General features: G+C 44.0%; 18 protein-coding genes. 4 read left to right on the top strand and 14 right to left on the bottom strand.

Translation table 11 applies throughout. From position 1 onward, the window contains the following. Positions 1-125: 125 nt before the first annotated feature. Both R7Q41_RS18075 and R7Q41_RS18070 read right to left on the bottom strand, forming a co-directional pair. Complete coding sequence (locus R7Q41_RS18075) at positions 126-374, bottom strand: YkgJ family cysteine cluster protein (RefSeq protein WP_017820793.1); 249 nt, start codon at positions 372-374, stop codon at positions 126-128. A gap of 138 nt (positions 375-512) precedes the next feature. Next, a complete protein-coding gene (locus tag R7Q41_RS18070; protein ID WP_005380625.1) occupies positions 513-761 on the bottom strand; it encodes a GlsB/YeaQ/YmgE family stress response membrane protein in 249 nt (82 codons plus the stop codon). A 188-nt stretch (positions 762-949) separates the two neighbouring features. Here R7Q41_RS18070 and R7Q41_RS18065 point away from each other — a divergent pair, with 188 nt between their 5' ends. After that, positions 950-1,390 (top strand): YcgN family cysteine cluster protein, encoded by a 441-nt coding sequence (locus tag R7Q41_RS18065; RefSeq protein ID WP_005384948.1) that lies wholly within the window; start codon positions 950-952, stop codon positions 1,388-1,390. Positions 1,391-1,581: 191 nt separating this feature from the next. Then, positions 1,582-3,261, top strand: a complete 1,680-nt coding sequence (locus R7Q41_RS18060; RefSeq protein WP_005380681.1) for a mechanosensitive ion channel family protein — start codon at positions 1,582-1,584, stop codon at positions 3,259-3,261. A gap of 69 nt (positions 3,262-3,330) precedes the next feature. Here the strand turns inward: R7Q41_RS18060 and R7Q41_RS18055 are convergent, their stop codons facing one another. From R7Q41_RS18055 to gap, 10 genes are all read right to left on the bottom strand, one after another. Further along, positions 3,331-3,615, bottom strand: a complete 285-nt coding sequence (locus tag R7Q41_RS18055) for a putative quinol monooxygenase (RefSeq protein WP_005380684.1) — start codon at positions 3,613-3,615, stop codon at positions 3,331-3,333. A gap of 17 nt (positions 3,616-3,632) precedes the next feature. After that, positions 3,633-4,028, bottom strand: a complete 396-nt coding sequence (locus R7Q41_RS18050; RefSeq protein ID WP_005380685.1) for a VOC family protein — start codon at positions 4,026-4,028, stop codon at positions 3,633-3,635. A 140-nt stretch (positions 4,029-4,168) separates the two neighbouring features. Then, on the bottom strand, positions 4,169-4,468 hold the full coding sequence (locus tag R7Q41_RS18045; RefSeq protein WP_005380686.1) for a ribbon-helix-helix domain-containing protein: 300 nt from the start codon (positions 4,466-4,468) through the stop codon (positions 4,169-4,171). Positions 4,469-4,604: 136 nt separating this feature from the next. Continuing rightward, positions 4,605-6,182: an alkaline phosphatase gene (locus tag R7Q41_RS18040; RefSeq protein ID WP_025767190.1), complete on the bottom strand. Its 1,578-nt coding sequence runs from the start codon at positions 6,180-6,182 to the stop codon at positions 4,605-4,607. Positions 6,183-6,580: 398 nt separating this feature from the next. Next, positions 6,581-6,940: a hypothetical protein gene (locus R7Q41_RS18035; RefSeq protein ID WP_318144617.1), complete on the bottom strand. Its 360-nt coding sequence runs from the start codon at positions 6,938-6,940 to the stop codon at positions 6,581-6,583. 250 nt (positions 6,941-7,190) lie between these two features. Then, positions 7,191-8,138, bottom strand: coding sequence for a ChaN family lipoprotein (locus R7Q41_RS18030; protein WP_054701560.1), 948 nt, complete (start codon positions 8,136-8,138; stop codon positions 7,191-7,193). A 98-nt stretch (positions 8,139-8,236) separates the two neighbouring features. Continuing rightward, entirely contained in the window at positions 8,237-9,064 is an 828-nt protein-coding gene (gene rlmA / locus R7Q41_RS18025; RefSeq protein WP_085569745.1) for a 23S rRNA (guanine(745)-N(1))-methyltransferase, read from the bottom strand. Between the two features lie 96 nt (positions 9,065-9,160). Next, complete coding sequence (locus R7Q41_RS18020) at positions 9,161-11,197, bottom strand: methyl-accepting chemotaxis protein (RefSeq protein ID WP_033907353.1); 2,037 nt, start codon at positions 11,195-11,197, stop codon at positions 9,161-9,163. A 198-nt stretch (positions 11,198-11,395) separates the two neighbouring features. Beyond that, positions 11,396-12,280: a D-hexose-6-phosphate mutarotase gene (locus R7Q41_RS18015; protein WP_054701566.1), complete on the bottom strand. Its 885-nt coding sequence runs from the start codon at positions 12,278-12,280 to the stop codon at positions 11,396-11,398. 156 nt (positions 12,281-12,436) lie between these two features. After that, positions 12,437-13,432, bottom strand: coding sequence for a type I glyceraldehyde-3-phosphate dehydrogenase (gap, locus tag R7Q41_RS18010; RefSeq protein ID WP_005380697.1), 996 nt, complete (start codon positions 13,430-13,432; stop codon positions 12,437-12,439). A gap of 337 nt (positions 13,433-13,769) precedes the next feature. Between gap and msrB the strand changes: the two genes are divergently transcribed. After that, positions 13,770-14,177 (top strand): peptide-methionine (R)-S-oxide reductase MsrB, encoded by a 408-nt coding sequence (msrB, locus tag R7Q41_RS18005; protein WP_005380698.1) that lies wholly within the window; start codon positions 13,770-13,772, stop codon positions 14,175-14,177. 118 nt (positions 14,178-14,295) lie between these two features. Here the strand turns inward: msrB and R7Q41_RS18000 are convergent, their stop codons facing one another. Further along, positions 14,296-15,117: a DUF2989 domain-containing protein gene (locus tag R7Q41_RS18000; RefSeq protein WP_085569746.1), complete on the bottom strand. Its 822-nt coding sequence runs from the start codon at positions 15,115-15,117 to the stop codon at positions 14,296-14,298. A 101-nt stretch (positions 15,118-15,218) separates the two neighbouring features. On the opposite strand from R7Q41_RS18000, the gene R7Q41_RS17995 reads away from it, so the two are divergent. Then, positions 15,219-15,503: a YeaC family protein gene (locus tag R7Q41_RS17995; protein ID WP_005380700.1), complete on the top strand. Its 285-nt coding sequence runs from the start codon at positions 15,219-15,221 to the stop codon at positions 15,501-15,503. A gap of 95 nt (positions 15,504-15,598) precedes the next feature. On the opposite strand, the gene ansA is transcribed toward R7Q41_RS17995, so the two are convergent. Continuing rightward, complete coding sequence (ansA, locus tag R7Q41_RS17990; RefSeq protein WP_017635822.1) at positions 15,599-16,612, bottom strand: asparaginase; 1,014 nt, start codon at positions 16,610-16,612, stop codon at positions 15,599-15,601. Between the last annotated feature and the right edge of the window lie 36 nt (positions 16,613-16,648).

Raw genomic sequence — 16,648 nt, 5'->3', positions numbered from 1 at the left:
CAAGAGTTCTCAAAGGTGAGATAAAAAGCAGAGGGGGGAAGTGCTAAATCTTGAGTTTGCTTTGATTACTGCCTCGGAGAGAAACAACCGAGGTACTAACTTTAAACGTGTGGTCTAGAGTCGCATTACGTCAATTGTTCTAATTCAGTGATGTTGTCGAGTGCTTCTTGATTGGTGTTGCCGCATACAATCGGACACGGTTTAAAATCGTGACAGACTTTAGGGCGTTCAGGCTTACCAAATAGCTTGCACAAATTGTCGTCGTTGAGTTGCACACAACGAACACCTGCAGGTTTGCCCTTGGGCATTCCAGGTATTGGTGAAGAGATACTTGGCGCAATACAGCACGCTCCACATCCTAATCGACAATCCATAATGTAAACCTCTTAAAAAATTAAGGGGGCAATTATGGTCATTTTGACGTGGATTGGAAGAGTGAAGAAAGAAAAAAACAAAAGGGCGCGCTTAACATTACGCTCCCTTTTTGGTTTTTTGCTTTTAAATCATCGTGATTATTTTAAGAAACGGTTATAAACAAACAACAGAATAAATGCGCCTAGTGTTGCGGTAATGATACTACCAATGTTGACGCCAGTTGCTCCGCCGAAACCGAGAATGCCGCCAAGGAAGCCACCTACAAATGCCCCTGCAATACCAAGTAACATTGTTGCAATCCAACCGCCCCCATCTTTTCCTGGCATGAGCCATTTAGCAAGTGCGCCGGCGATTAAGCCCAAAATAATCCAAGAAATAATACCCATGAAAACTCCTTAATGCCTTCTTGATCAATTGAGTAATGGAAACTTGTTTAAGGATAGAACAGTAAAACGAAAGTAGTTGAATATCTCCACCGTTATGTGGGAAGGATGCAAGATCTTCTCAAAACTTGAACTTTTGCGTTGAGAAGAGTATAAATCGCCCCCTAAATTCCCTTGGTGAGACCTGAAGTATGAGCACTCCATTTTGGCAAAGTAAATCGTTAGAGCAGATGACAGAAGAGGAATGGGAATCTCTCTGTGATGGTTGTGGCAAATGTTGTTTGCATAAGCTTATGGATGAAGATACCGATGAAATCTACTATACCAATGTGGCTTGTAGCTGGCTGAACAGTAAAACGTGTTCATGTAAGGATTACCCAAACCGTTTCACTTCGGGTGAAGAGTGCACCAAGCTGACCCGAGAAGACATCGACGATTTTACTTGGCTGCCACACACGTGCGCTTACCGTCTGTTGGCTGAAAAGCAGCCTTTACCAGAATGGCATCCGCTGATTACAGGCTCTAAGTCCGCAATGCATGCGGCAGGGGAAAGTGTCCGTAACAAAGTCGTTTACGAGATTGATGTGGTGGATTGGGAAGACCACATTTTAAATCATCCCAACCGTCCTTAGTCGAATACAAACAAGCCTTTCATTGATTAAATGAAAGGCTTGTTTGCTATTGGGGCTCCCAACTTTGACGTCTCGCTAACGAAATGCTGCTCAGTTTATTATTTAGTGTTGTAAACTTAGGAGTATGATTTCAACGCTTTACACTTCTATTCCTGATTGTTTTGATCAGGATTGTTTCCTATGAGGTAAACATGACGTTTCATTTCCCCCAGAAACTGCGCCTGACATCTTGGGTGACATTATTCGCACTTGCCGTCATTATGTTCTCCCCAATGGCTGTTCATGCGACTGCTACTGACGATATCCAAGAGCCTTCTGCTGCCGAAATCTCGATTGACAACTTGAACCGAGAGATTGTGGATTTATCCCAAAGCCTCTCGCAAGCGAGTGGCGACGAGCGTGATGCCCTTCAACTGCAACTATTCCAAAAGAATGAAGAATTAAGAAGCCAGTTAGCGTCAGCGATTGAACGTGAAACTATCTCTCGCGACAAGCTGATCTTGCTAGTTAAAAAACAAGAACAATACTCTGAGGACGCGACGAACTATCTATCGGAAAAAATAAAGAAAGTCGTCGAGGATTTAAATAAGGCTAAGGATGAAGAGAAGCTTGCTCTTGTTAATGATTATCGAGAGCTACAGCGTTATCTTGATGTTAGCTTCGATTCGAGCTGGCAAAATCTCGCTTGGTTGAAGGAGCTAGGGGCCCAAAACGAGCGCGCAGAAGCGGAACTAAAAGATAAAATTGATAAACGTATGCGCTTACTGTCTGCTTCAATTGAGTACTTGAGTCAGCAAAGTGAGATCATTGGCTCCCAACTTTCGTCTAGCCCAGAGTCGGAAAAAGCGTCGTTGCAACTTAGTCAGCTCATTACTAAACAAAGGCTAAATATTGCGACAGAAAGCTTACGCAACCTGATTTCAATTGGTGATAAAGTCGGTTTAGAAACGTCTGAATACAAACGCCAAATTTTTGAAGTGACGGGTAATATCACCCATGATTTACTGAATACCAAAGTTGTGTGGTCAATACTGAGTCACTGGTCCAACTCGGCACTGGATTGGTTTGCCGAGAATGCACCGCAGCATATCTTCCAGTTGTTTGTTTTTGCGCTGATTTTATTGATCGCTCGCGGACTGGCTAAGTTAACTCGCAAAGTCGTCCGTAAAGCAGTTGCATCGAAAAACTTAAAACTTTCCCACTTGATGCAGGACTTCTTTATCTCGATGTCCGGCAAATTCGTGTGGGTGATCGGTATCATGGTGGGCTTATCTCAGCTTGGTTTGAACCTAGCGCCAATCCTAACCGGTTTCGGTATTGCTGGTGTGATTATTGGTTTCGCGTTGCAAGACACGTTATCCAACTTCGCGGCGGGTATGATGCTGCTTATTTATCGCCCATTTGATGTTGGTGATTTTGTGTATGCTGGCGGTGTGGATGGCAAGGTAAGCCATATGAGTTTGGTGAACACCACAATCCGTACGTTTGATAACCAAATTATTATTGTGCCTAACAGCAAAATCTGGGGAGATGTTATTAAGAACGTCACGCATGAACGCATTCGCCGCGTGGATATGGTGTTTGGCATTGGCTATGCGGATGACCTCTTAAAAGCGGAGTCAGTATTGTCTGATATCATTACCTCTCACCCTTCGGTACTTCGCACTCCAGAGCCAATGATCAAAGTTCATACATTAAATACGTCTTCTGTAGATTTTATTGTGCGTCCTTGGGTAAAAACGGATGATTACTGGGATGTATACTGGGATGTGACAAAAGAGGTGAAACTACGCTTCGACCGAGAAGGTATTTCGATTCCTTTCCCACAACAAGATGTGCATTTGCATATGGTGGAGAAGCAAGACGCTTAATCACAGGTCCCAACTAGTGAAAGGCACTCTAGATAGAGTGCCTTTTTTGATCTTCGGTTAGCGCTATAGTTACAGTTCGTCGAAGAACACCAGTTTCGGCTCGCATTCTAACAAGTTGTCGATCTGGCTAATCAAAAGAGCAAAGTGTTCTGTTTTACCATGAAGCTCAAATGCTTGTTGGTTTTTAAATTGCTCCTGAAAAACGAAGTGGCATGTATTGTCTTTATCTTGGAACAATTGATAACGAACGCAACCTTCTTCATTGCGAGTAGGTTCAAGCGCTCGGGTAAGTACCTCTTTCAACTCTTGTTCTTTTCCCGGTTGTGCATGAAAGGTAGCCGTCAAGTGAATCATAATGTTTACTCTTTTTGTTATAGGTAACGCCCTTGGCGTTGCAGGAACTCAATTTTGTAACCATCAGGGTCGGTTACAAAAAAGAACGTTGCTAAATGCTTTTGTTGATGGTCAAAGGCTTTGATGTCACCAGTTTCAATGCCGAGAGATTTAATGCGTTTGTGGGCTTGTTCAATGTCCTCCACGCTGACGGCAAGGTGGCCGTAACCTGAGCCGTGAGTGTAGGGCTCACTTTGGTCGTGATTGTGCGTCAGTTCCAATTCAAAGCCAGTTTCTTGGTTGGCTAGATAGGTTAGAGAAAAGCCATCAAAGATGTATTGATCAGCGACTTCTAGTTCAAGTACGTCACAGTAAAATTGTAGAGAGCGGTCCAGATCACTTACTCGGATCATGGTGTGAATCATTTTTGTCATAGGTACTCCTTGATAGTCCGCACAGGTTAGCGATTTCAAAAGGAGTCTGGGTAGTACTCTAGTACGACAAATTAGAAGATGCTCAAGGGTTTATAATACGGATGCATAGCCTAGGATGGTTATTGCTCGGTTGGTTGCTATTAACTGTTAAGTTGCGCAAGTGCTTGACGAGTGGTCTCTTGAGGTTGGCGGGCGTAAGTGAGGCAAGCGCATCGAAGTAAGGAGGCAAAGTTGTTCACTTTACCATTGTATTCGAGTGCTTCTTGATAAACAGTGCTTATGAATTTAGGAACCGTCATGTTTTGAGCACTAGCGATTTCCTCAAGAATTGTCCAAAAGCTCGCTTCAAGTTTTACACTGGTCGCGTGACCATCAATACGGATAGAGCGGGTGATGAACTGATAGTTGTCTTGGGGTTGCTTAGCAAAGATTTCGCACATTTTCTTTATTCATATAATTAAAGACCCATAATTATTGTGGTGTACGATTTAAAACGTCAACTGTTTTCATGCATAAAAAAACGCTCCCTTGCGAGAGCGTTGAAACATCACGAGTTGTGAAGTAAGTGCAAGTTGATTATTTAATTTGTTGCTTCAAGTACTCGCCTAGTTGCGAGTGGTGCATGATTTTTGATACTGGAAGGATAGTTTCTGCAGGTCCCCAAGCAAATACGTTGACAGGAGTATGCGTATGAGTACCCGTCCCCCATACTGTGTTTTGCTTTGTTGCATGCTCACGCGCTAGCAAGTTGCCACGGTCGTTGTAAGGAAAGAAAGCATCAAAGTCATTGATTGTCGGTACGTTCTCTTCGCTTAAGTATTTGTGTCCAGCGAGTCGGTATGGATTTGGTTTACTTGCTAATACGCGTTCTGCTTGCTCAGGCGTAATAGAAAAATCGCTATTTGCGTTCACGACTTCCGCAAACTTCTCTGGAGTTTGCTCTTTCTTATCAAGCGCTTGGAATTCACTGATCATGCCGTAGTAACTTTTCTTTTGGTTGTATAAACCATCGAGGATCTCGAACTGACCAAAGTTGAAGTTTGGCGCGTAATCCTGATTTTTGAATGCTTCGCCGTCGCGTTTTTGTGGTTTAGGCAAGTTTGCTGATGAGTAGCTAAAGCCAAAAGAGCCGGTTTCGTGGTCAGCAGTAACAATGATCAGGGTGTCATCACGGCCTTTTGCCCACTCATAAACTGAGTTTACCGCTTCATCGAATTTAAGCATTTCATGCAGCATCGTACCTGCATCGTTACTGTGGCCAGCCCAGTCAATTTGGCCGCCTTCAACCATCAAGAAAAAACCGTCTTTGTCTTTTGAAAGAATGTCGATTGCTTTGGTGGTCATTTCTTTCAGCGATGGCTGCGTGCGTTTTGGATCGTTTTTGCTTTGACTGTAGGCAATACCATCGTTCATGCCCGAGTAAGCAAAAAGTCCAAGTAATTTGTCACCTTTAGCTTGTGTGAGCATATCGCGGCTGAAAGCCAGGTTGTAACCTTGGTCTTGTGCCTCAGTAAGCAAGTTGCGTTCGTCTTTGCGTTTCGACTTTAGGTAGACATTACCTTCAGTGAGCTTTTCAAGTTGCTCGTATGTCTCTCCCTTGTCGTTTGTCGACTTTGGAATCCAATGACGAAGTCCCCCAGACATCATCACGTCTACGCCTGTTTCGAGCATATCCGCCGCAATACTGTTTTCTAGGGAGCGATGTGGTTGATGAGCGGCAAATGCTGCTGGCGTTGCGTGGGTCATACGCGTATCAGAGACGAGCCCTGTTGCTTTACCTTTACTTTTGGCTTTTTCCAAAATAGTTTCGACATGGTTGCCTTGGCTATCAATGCCAATGACTTCAGAAGCGGTAGGGATTCCTGTCGCTAGCATCGTAGCTGAGCACGCAGAGTCGACGACAATTGCGTCTTCTGGATTGGTCAGTGATGATCCAATCACACCTTCTTGAGCGAGTTTGTATAACGCTGTGCTTTCGCCTTTGTAAACCGAGTTAGGTGCGTGTTTTGCGTAGGTCTCGAGTAAACCAACTTGTTGAGGACCCATGCCGTCGCCGATCATCAAAATGACGTTTTTGATTTCAGCTGAGAGTGCGTTGAAAGAGAGGGTAGATGCAGCCACTGCCGTAACGATTGGAGATACTAAGCGCTTCATTATATTTTCCTTGTTTATTGAAAGCGCAGGCATTAAAGCAATGATTTATGAAAGTTTTGTGTCGGTAATAAAAGTTTAACCAAATTGTCGTTTTTGTTTGGTTTTGCAGAAAAAATGAGTCGCTCTCTAACGTTCGTTAGTTTGGAAAGAAGAAAGCCCACAAACGTGGGCTTGGATTACGCTTAGGAGTTGAAAGCATGGACTAAAGTTATCCATTCAGTGCCTTCACAAGAAACCTAGTTTAGGGAGCAATAAACGAGCATGTATTATCGGGCCACAAGAGCGGTCGAATTCACTTACGTTTGCATCATATCGTTCTTTGGCTTATTAAATTATGGGCTGCAGTAAGTGTTTGGTTCAAATAGGATTTGTTGTCGTGACGATTATCAGACTGGTTATCAGACTAATGCCAATATGATGCCACCAACGGTAAGTGCCGCAGACAGGTATTGACCCGCAGAATATGAGCCATCCTCTTCTTTCTCGATTTTATCAGGGTGATCCATGCCAAGCGCACCATGCGTGAAAGATTCGACCTTTTCACCAACAGATTTATCTTTTGCTTCTATTTTCTTGCTGTCGTGCTCGATTTGTTGCAGAGCGGCAAGTAGCGCTTTGCCCTCGGTCGAAAGCGTCACCTTGTTGTGTTCGACTTTCAGCGGCGAAGCACTAGTTTCTTCTTGTGCAATACTTGCTTGTTTAGAGGCGACAGATTGTTTGGCATAGCTATTAACAGAAGTGTTTCCTACTGGATTCATCGAATACTCCTTGGAACATCGACACTCGGTCACTGAGTGCGGGCAAAAAGCAGTTATATTTTTATCGGCGGCAAAGTTTATTCCTGAAGCTATTTGGATAAAAACAGGTCTGCTTTTGCCGCTTCTAGTTTCTATTGGTGATCATTAGCAAAAAATAGACCAGCAGGAAGCAGACCGTTGTCACTCTATGAACTCGGAGCGGTGTGATGATGCAACGCAACGCAAGGTAGTAACTTAAATTGAAGACCAGCTACTTACATTGAAGATCGTTATTGCGTTTAGTTAGATGTTGATATGCCGCCATGCGGTGAGCATCTTGTACATACCGTACTGGTGGTGCGAGAACCTCTAACTGATAGTCTGTATTATCAGAAAGCACGTTATCTGTTGGGCTAATTACAACCACTTTTAAGCTCGGGTTGCGGCTTAAGATTGATGCTGCCGTACCCAACCCTTGCTCGGTGTGAAACTTGCCCGCAACATGGACAATCTGAGCGCCTGGGTTGTCGTCTAGATAGCTAACGATAGATTCCGCCATAGTTTCATCCCAAGTAACTTGAGCTGCAAACTGTTTTTCCGTCTGCTCTGGCTTACCGTGATGCATGGATGCCATGAACTTTTCTTTGTACGGACTACTACCAGTGTTGATGGCTTGTGCAATGAACATCCGCTGATCATCATCGAGCTTGTTAATGTAATCTAGCCCTTGTCGACCAATGCATCGAACAATGCTCTTTGGTGCATTTGCTGCAATGACCGGGAGATTTTTCTGCTTAGCAAACTCCACGAGAGGGCGATAGTCGCTTTCATAATTGGGCCAAGCGTTGGCTTGTTTCATTAAGTACTGTTCGCCGATCTCCCCACGTAGGTAAGCGTCAACAACAGGTTGTTTGTCGCGGGTAAATTGTTCCATAGATAACGCGAGTGAGCGGTCGTAGGACGTAAGTTGTTTGAGCATATCGGTTTGAAAGCGATGAACGCCGGCGTGTGTGTGCCATTCACCAATAAGAATGACATCTGCTTGTTGCAGCTCAATTGGCAGTTTGCTTAGAGCGATGTGCTCGCCAGAAGGGGTGTATAGTTGGTAGTCGTAAAAACTAGTGACTTCCGCTGAGGTTGCGTGAGAGTTGGTGTGCGTATATGAAGAGCAACCAGTAAGTAAGCCTGCAAAGAGCAAGCTCAAAGTAGAAAAGCGCATTGAAAAGCCTCCAAAAATGTCCGGATGATATTAATGGAGGCTGAGCAATGAATCAATATAAATGATAACTATTTGCGTTTGTTGTTTTTTTTGACTTATTAATTGAGTGTTTTTTTGCGATATACACGCAACATAAAATCAGCCTCACATTGGAAAAGTGTAGCGGATTTCAACTCTTCACGAAGAGCATCGGTTGCTTTCCATGCGAATGGCGTCATTTGCAATAAATCGACTGCGGCTCCGTTTTTCAAGTCCATAACATAGTTAAGATGCTGCTGGTGCTCTAATTCAAACCCTTTAATATGTTCTGGTTCTTCATTGTGAAGACGAACTTCTTGATAAATGCGCTCACGCAGTTGGTATAAGTGGCGACTAGCAGGAGTAACCGTGATAACAACGCCTTCGTTTTTTACAACGCGCTGCAGCTCCTCAGCTTTACAAGGGGCATAAATGCGCAAAATGGCATCTAAGGATTCATTTGCGAAGGGAAGTCGGTGACTAGAAGCCACACTAAAGTTGCAGTGCGTGTAACGCTTCGCCGCGTAACGAATGGCAACTTTGGAAATGTCTAAGCCATAAATCGTGGCATGGTTTGCTTGTGTTTCTATCGTCTTTTGTACTTGATCTGTGTAGTAACCTTCACCACAACCAATATCTAATAATTGATGAGTGCTCCCCTCAGTGTATGTTGCACACAGCTGCGCCACTTCTTGGCGCATTGGGTTGTAGTAATCTCCTTCAAGGAATCGACGACGAGCTTGCATCATCTCTTTGTTGTCACCAGGATCTTTAGAACGTTTGTGGTGCGCTGGCATCAAGTTAACGTAGCCTTCTTTTGCTAAGTCAAACTGATGATTGTTTTCGCACTTAAACGTTTTTTCATTTAACGCTAGAGCTTGGTGGCATAGAGGGCATTGATAGTTCATGACGATCTCGAACAGGAAGTAGGGCGGCAAATTCTATCAAAAAGCATGGTCTCAAGTGAAACAAAAAGAGCCGACTGGGTCGGCTCTTATTAAGTATTAGTGGAAGAAGTCTACTTGCTCTTTCAAGTTTCGTGCTTGTTGTTGAAGTTCAATGGCACTTTGCGAGGTTTTTGCGCTCGTGTTGCGGCTTTCTCGGTTAAGTTCACTGATAGAATGGGCATTTGCTGCAATTTCTTGTGAAACTTGAGCTTGTTCTTCTGAAGTCGCTGCAATGGCGTCGGCTTGAGAGGCTATCGACTGCACTTGTACTGCTATGGCTTCTAATGCTGTGCCCGCGTCTTGTGCTTTGTCCAAGACCTGGTTTGCACTGCGTTGGCTGTCTGTCATCATATTAACTGCATTATGAGTCGACCCTTTTAGTTTCTCGATAATTTCCACGACATCTTGAACTGAGCTTTGGGTTCGGTGCGCAAGTGTGCGCACTTCATCTGCTACAACAGCGAAGCCACGGCCTTGCTCACCTGCTCGTGCTGCTTCAATGGCGGCATTCAAGGCAAGTAAATTGGTTTGCTCAGCAATTTCATCAATCATTTTAGTGACGGTTTGAATACTCTCGCTATCGCGATTTACTTGCTCGATAGCCGTTGCTGATTGATCCAATTGATCGTTAAGTTGAGCAACGTCGATACATACGCCTTCAACAATCGCGAGACCAGATTGACTATCAGTATTTGCTGAGCGTACGTTTTCCGCAATGCTTTCGACTTGTTGTGCGACAGATTGAGCGGAAGAGGCCATTTCTTCAATCGCTGTCACAACTTGCTCGACTTCTTGTTGTTGTCGGTCGGCTTGGGTCAAATTGCTATGTGCATCGTTGGCAACGCTGGTGGAGTTGCTCTCCACTAAGTCGCTTGTTGAACGGATCTTACCGACAAGTTCATTGAGCTGACTTGCCATACTGGCGACACCCGAGCTCAGGTTCGTAATTTCATTCTTTGATGCTTTACGAGACGCTGGGATGCTCAAGCTGACTTCGCCGCCGGCTAAGCGAGTCATGTATGAGTTTAGAGTCGTGAGAGGTTGTAAGCTGTGATTCAAGAAAAGTGTCAGTACAACAAAAGTAATGATTGCCGCTACCGAAGAAATGATGGCAATGAGTGTGAGAAGCGTGTCGCTACCTTTTGTAACTTCTTTGATAAACGTACCGCCTAGCAGTTTCCAGTTCCAACCTGGAACCTCTGTGTAGACAAGATACTTTTCGCCTACGTTACCTTGGTACTCGAAAGGGTAGCGAATTAATCCACTAGATTGTTCGAAAATCTGGCCAAAAGGCTTGTGACCATTGTAGTCGGCGACTTCTAGTATTGACGAATCTGAGCCGCTTTTTGCTGGATGAAGTAGGTATTTACCAAGATTGTTTTCGTCGTTATCAACGATAATGGTGTAACCAGTGTCGCCCCATTTTATCTCTTCGAGTGCATCGAATAAGGTTTGTGTCGCTTGGTCTACTGGTAAGCCAATAAACGATAGGCCTGCTACCTTTCCTGTCGCATCTTTGATTGGGGCATAGTAGGTAATGTAGCGCTCGCCATACAATTTAATTTGAGCGTAATACGGTTGTCCTGCTTTAAGTTGCTGATAACCAGGATGGTTGATGCCTAGCGTGGTTCCGACCGCTCGCTGACCTTGTGGATCTTTTAGGGAGGTGGACACCCGAATAAAGTCGTCACCCAATGGTGCGAATAGCGTTGCTATAGCGCCGGTATCACGTGTGAAACTGTCGACCAACTTGGTGTCATTAATTAAGCTTTCACTGTATTGAGTGATGTTTGGTACTTCATGTCCCATGAAGTCAACCGTGTAATTTTCGACATAGACACCGGCAAGGTAGCCATTGCGAAAAGTAGATTCGAGGACTTTAGCGGTGTGCAGGTAAGCATCGAATTGGCCAGCAATGGTTTTTGCCATTGATTCTACTTTAGATTGGTGTTCTTTCAGTGTGCTTTCCAATAGAACATCGGAAGCGTTGCGGTAAACAAGCGCTGCAATACTGCTGAAAGCAATGAATAGACACAAAGTGATCACCAGTTTCAACTGGAATCCGACACTTTGATTTCGGTATCTCTCTAACATAGACTAATTCCTGATATTTTTATTATTTATGAGTTTTGTATCGGTATGCTATCGGTTTATATGATCAATTTTTTTGATATTTATTAATGAAACCGTCAAAAGTGACCAGTAACCAATAAGTTAGTAAAGATAGGACCATCTAAGCAGAGCTTTTATTACAAAAAAAGCCGGGTATCCCCGGCCTTTATATGGTGATTCTTACTGCGCTGAAATGACAGTGACAAGTTCATGTGTCTCACCTGGTTGGAGCGTTTGACCTTGCTCAATACTTGGTGCATGAACAGCAGACTCCACACACAACATGGTTTGATAACCATCGTCAGCCATGTCACCCATGCTTTGCGCACCTTCTGCCCAAGGGTTCCATAATACTGCTGAGTTGTGGCCTTGGTTGTGTACGCTTAGCGTACGATCCAATACCGGGTCTTTTACCAAAATTTTCGCTTCTGGTTGCGTGTAAACGCGATCAATGGTGTCAGTTAGTTGTAGAACATTACCACCTTGGCATACCGCATCAGCTTTCAAGCTATCAATGTACTCGGCACCCATGCCTGTCGTTTGTGCTTGCTTAATGTCTCCAACGTTTAGGTAAGTATGTAATGCGCCAGAGAAGGTCCAAGCCTCGTCATCGATGTTCATGATTTTGAGCGTCACTTTTAGCTCATCGCCCACTTCAATCACCAAACGAGCGTCAAACATATGGGGCCAAATATCGTGGATTTCTTCTGTCGGGAACAGAGCAAGTTCAACAATCACACCGTTATGGTTCTCACGATGTTCAACCAACTCCCATTCTGCGGTGCGGGCAAAGCCGTGAGCTGGAGCAGCAATACGCCCAAACCAAGGCCAACAAACCGGAATACCACCGCGAAGAGCAGCTTTACCATCGAAGACAGCTTTTTCGCTCATCCAGATCAGATCTTCTTGACCTTCAGGCGTGAACGACACGACATGACCACCGTGTAGCGAGATGCCTGCCGTTGCTTTTTCATGAATCACGCGGACGATTTTTATCTGATCAACTTCAACGATAGTGACGTTATCAGATAGCACCGTTAGGGCTGGGAGAGTTTTTAAATCCATGTGTAGTTTCCTATCGCTGGGGGAGAGCTTTTAGACGCGCTTCGCACATTAAATGCAACATCGAGCCTGCATTCTCTCAAATTCCAGATACAAAAAAGGCGACTCTAGAGCCGCCTTTTCTTTAACGAAGTTATTCGCTAATTGCTAACTTTCTAATTACTTAGAGATGTGAGCGATTAGGTCTAGAACTTTGTTTGAGTAACCGATTTCGTTGTCGTACCAAGATACAACTTTAACGAATTTGTCAGTTAGTGCGATACCAGCTTTAGCATCGAATACTGAAGTGCAAACTTCGCCGATGAAGTCTTGAGATACAACTGCATCTTCAGTGTAGCCTAGAACGCCTTTTAGTTCGCCTTCAGAAGCTTCTTTCATCGCTTTACAGATGTCTTCGTAAGAAGCACCGTTAACTAGGTTAACAGTTAGGTCAACTACAGAAACGTTAGCAGTTGGTACGCGGAAAGCCATACCAGTTAGTTTGCCGTTTACTTCTGGAAGTACAACGCCTACAGCTTTAGCAGCACCAGTTGAAGATGGGATGATGTTTTGAGAAGCACCACGACCACCGCGCCAGTCTTTAGCAGAAGGACCATCTACAGTTTTTTGAGTTGCTGTAGTTGCGTGAACTGTAGTCATAAGACCAGATTCGATACCGAACTTGTCGTTAAGAACTTTAGCGATAGGCGCTAGACAGTTAGTAGTACAAGAAGCGTTAGAAACGATGTCTTGACCAGCGTAAGTGTCGAAGTTTACGCCGTTAACGAACATTGGAGTAGCGTCTTTAGAAGGACCAGTTAGTACAACTTTTTTCGCGCCAGCAGTGATGTGCTTACGTGCAGTCTCGTCAGTTAGGAAAAGACCAGTTGCTTCAGCTACAACGTCAACACCGATTTCGTCCCATTTTAGGTCTTCAGGGTTGCGCTCTGCAGTAACACGTACAGTTTTACCGTTAACGATTAGGTTACCGCCTTCAACTTCAACAGTACCGTTGAAACGGCCGTGAGTTGAGTCATACTTAAGCATGTATGCCATGTAATCTACATCGATAAGGTCGTTAATACCTACTACTTCGATGTCGTTGCGCTCTTGCGCTGCACGGAATACGAAACGACCGATACGGCCAAAACCGTTAATACCTACTTTGATAGTCATTATAGTTGCTCCACAACTTAATTTCTGATTAAAGATAACTGGTAGTAAAATTACAGAATCCAGTAAACATCTGCAAGTGATAATCGGACTTAACTTGTTTAAAGTCAAAAAAAAGCGACGCTTTTTTTAACAATTCTTTGCAAATGTACGTTTTTTAAACTTTTAACTGATTCTTCTGTAGCCCAGTTGGCGTAATATAACTGGTGAGATAAGTGCTCTTATCAAATTAATTACGCATGGTGTCCTGGTGAGAAAGTATGTGCTACAACTGTTAAGAGAAGCAAGTTTTTTGCTAAAAAAGTCAATACCAAGAACAGTAAATAAGGAGCCGAAAGTCGTGGAACAAAGCGGGAAAAAAGTGACGAAGTCAGATGAACAGTGGCGTGAGCAACTGTCTGATGAAGAGTTCCGTGTTTGCCGAGAGCAAGGTACAGAGCCTCCTTTCAGCGGTAAGCTACTGCATAATAAGGAAACTGGTGTTTATGCTTGTACTTGTTGTAATGCCCCTCTCTTTGTCTCTGATAACAAGTATGACTCTGGCTGCGGGTGGCCAAGTTTTGATGCGCCTATCAACGATCAAGCGGTGCGCTATTTAGAAGATCTAAGTCACGGAATGGTACGTACAGAGATTCGTTGTGCAACGTGTGATAGCCATCTAGGGCACGTTTTTGAAGATGGCCCACAGACCACAGGAGAGCGTTTTTGTGTTAATTCTGTGTCGTTAATTTTCAACAAATCAGAATAATAACGACAAAATTGTGCTCGAGATTGTTTTATCCTTTCAGGATGATTCATGCTCAACGGTGATCTGAGTGTCGCTCGACTTAAACGAAAAACTCCCGCTCATTGCGGGAGTTTTTCGTTTATATCTCAGTGGGTATCATTGCTGGGGAATAGATACCTTTCTCTATGGCTTTCGCCACCGATTCGGCTAATTCATCCAACTGCTTATATCGCTCTGGATGACTGAAATTGAACATACGTTGGAGCTGCTTTTCATCAGCAAGCGGTACGTCGAATCTCTTCGCGACCATTGCCCATAGATACGCTTGCTCTTTGTCTCCAAGCCCCTGATGAATACTTGCCATTGACTTGAGAATGACCGGATTGATGTTGTCTTCATCAGATAAAGACAACGCGTTATTAAGAAGCTCCAGGGTTTTCTTGGTATCTCGGTTGGTATAAAAAGTGGCTAATGCATATTGCATCTCAGCATTATTTAATTGGGGAGACCCTTCCATTTGTAAAAATGCGCGCCGAGCTTGAGTATCTCCCGTTTGAGACCATAAAAAATACAAAGTAGCCGGGTTTTCTGAGCCTTTTAACTCGTTTACAATGCGCTCTAGCTCATCAATACTGTGTACCAATGCATTAAAGCGTTGTCTTTTGAGAGCACTTTGATCAATAGGGGTGATCTGGGAGGCGAGTTCTAAGCATTTCCTATATTCAGCGACCAGACCGTATTCGATGATTTGGTTTGCTTCCGATGGGTTTTTCAATTGCTCAAACCGATGCCAAACCAAATTTGTTCTTGGAATTCGACATTGGCCGTCATCCATATTGAGCTGCTCGCAACGCAGCTCTGGTGTTTTTTGGCACAACTCTTCGGTTGTCACGTTACCTTCAAAACAGCCCGATAGCGCAAAACATGCGAGGCTGAGAAGTAACCAGTTTGTTCTTTTCATGGCTTTGCTTGTGATCCGTTACACCAATTCATTTTCGTATTCTTGACTCAGTTTCTTAACCCGTTATGTTCTGTAAATAGAATGTAATAAGAAGGTACACTATGGACGCAGAACAACTATTACAAGCGATGACTCCAGAAGTTTATGATCGCTTAGTCTATGCAGTAGAAACGGGAAGATGGCCTGAGGGTACAACACTTTCTAAAGAGCAGCGAGATTCGTGTATGCAAGCTGTGATGTTGTATCAATCAAAACATAATACTGATGCGCAGCATATGACGGTTGCAGCCGGTGGTGAAATCAGTTTTAAATCAAAACAAGAGCTTAAAAAACAATTCAGCGGAGAAGAGAGCGATATTGTTCGTGTCAATCCGAACATTGATTAATCCTTACGCCTTATTTCTCAAAATTTTATTATTTTGATTTTGAAAGAAAAAAGCCCAAATTGTATTGGGCTTTTTAGATCGTAGAAAGCTTGAACTTACAGGCTCATTTCACCACGCAGTACTTGTTGCATTCTCTCTTTTACTTCTTCGTAAGAAAGGTTTTGGCTTAGAAGGTAGTGTAGTTTTGCCAGCGCCGCTTCGGGCGTCATGTCAAAGCCACTGATAACACCAGAGTCTGCGAGAGCACAACCTGTGGCATATCCGCCCATATTCACTTTACCTGCCAAACACTGAGTTAGGTTGACGACAATAACGCCGCGCTCAGAGGCTTCTTTCAGGTGACCAAGCAGCTCAGGGTTCTGAGGAGCATTACCGACACCAAAAGTCAGAAGAATCATCGCATTCACGGGCTGACGAAGCGTGTTGCGGATAACTTCGTGTGAAATACCTGGGTACATGGTGATCACCCCGATTGGTTGTGGCGTGATGTTGTGAACCTTAAACTCACCTTCTGGTTGTGCACCAACGGTTACGCTGTTGCTAACTTGAATATTGATCCCAGCTTCCAATAGTGGAGGAAGGTTTGGTGAAGTAAAGGCATTAAAACCGTCTGCATGAGATTTTGTGCTGCGGTTACCACGCATCAATTGATTATTGAAGAACAAAGTTACTTCGTTGATCGGGTAGTTTGCTGCAATATGTAGCGCGTTTAATAGGTTTGCTTGGCCGTCAGAACGCAGCTCTGCGAGAGGGATTTGTGAACCCGTTACAATCACTGGCTTACCAAGGTTTTCAAGCATGAAAGACAATGCGGACGCTGTGTACGCCATGGTGTCAGTACCATGTAGGATAACGAAACCATCGTATTTGTCATAGTTGTCACGAATATCATTCGCAATCTGCTGCCAGTCAGCAGGTGTCATATCTGATGAGTCAATCAGAGGGTCGTATTCGTGGATGGTGTAATCCGGCATTTCAGGACGATGGAATTCGGGCATGCTTGCTAATTGCTTTTCCATAAAGCCAGCAACAGGCACATAGCCGTGGTCGGATTTTTGCATTCCGATGGTACCACCGGTGTAAGCGATGTAGATGTGTTTTCTAGTCATCGTTTTTTCTTTCGTGTAGGGGAACAGAGGCGGGGA

It is taken from the genome of Vibrio sp. 2096 (genome assembly GCF_033339595.1).
GTDB classification, from domain to species: domain Bacteria; phylum Pseudomonadota; class Gammaproteobacteria; order Enterobacterales; family Vibrionaceae; genus Vibrio; species Vibrio alginolyticus.
This window is presented reverse-complemented; position numbering and strand designations above follow the sequence as displayed.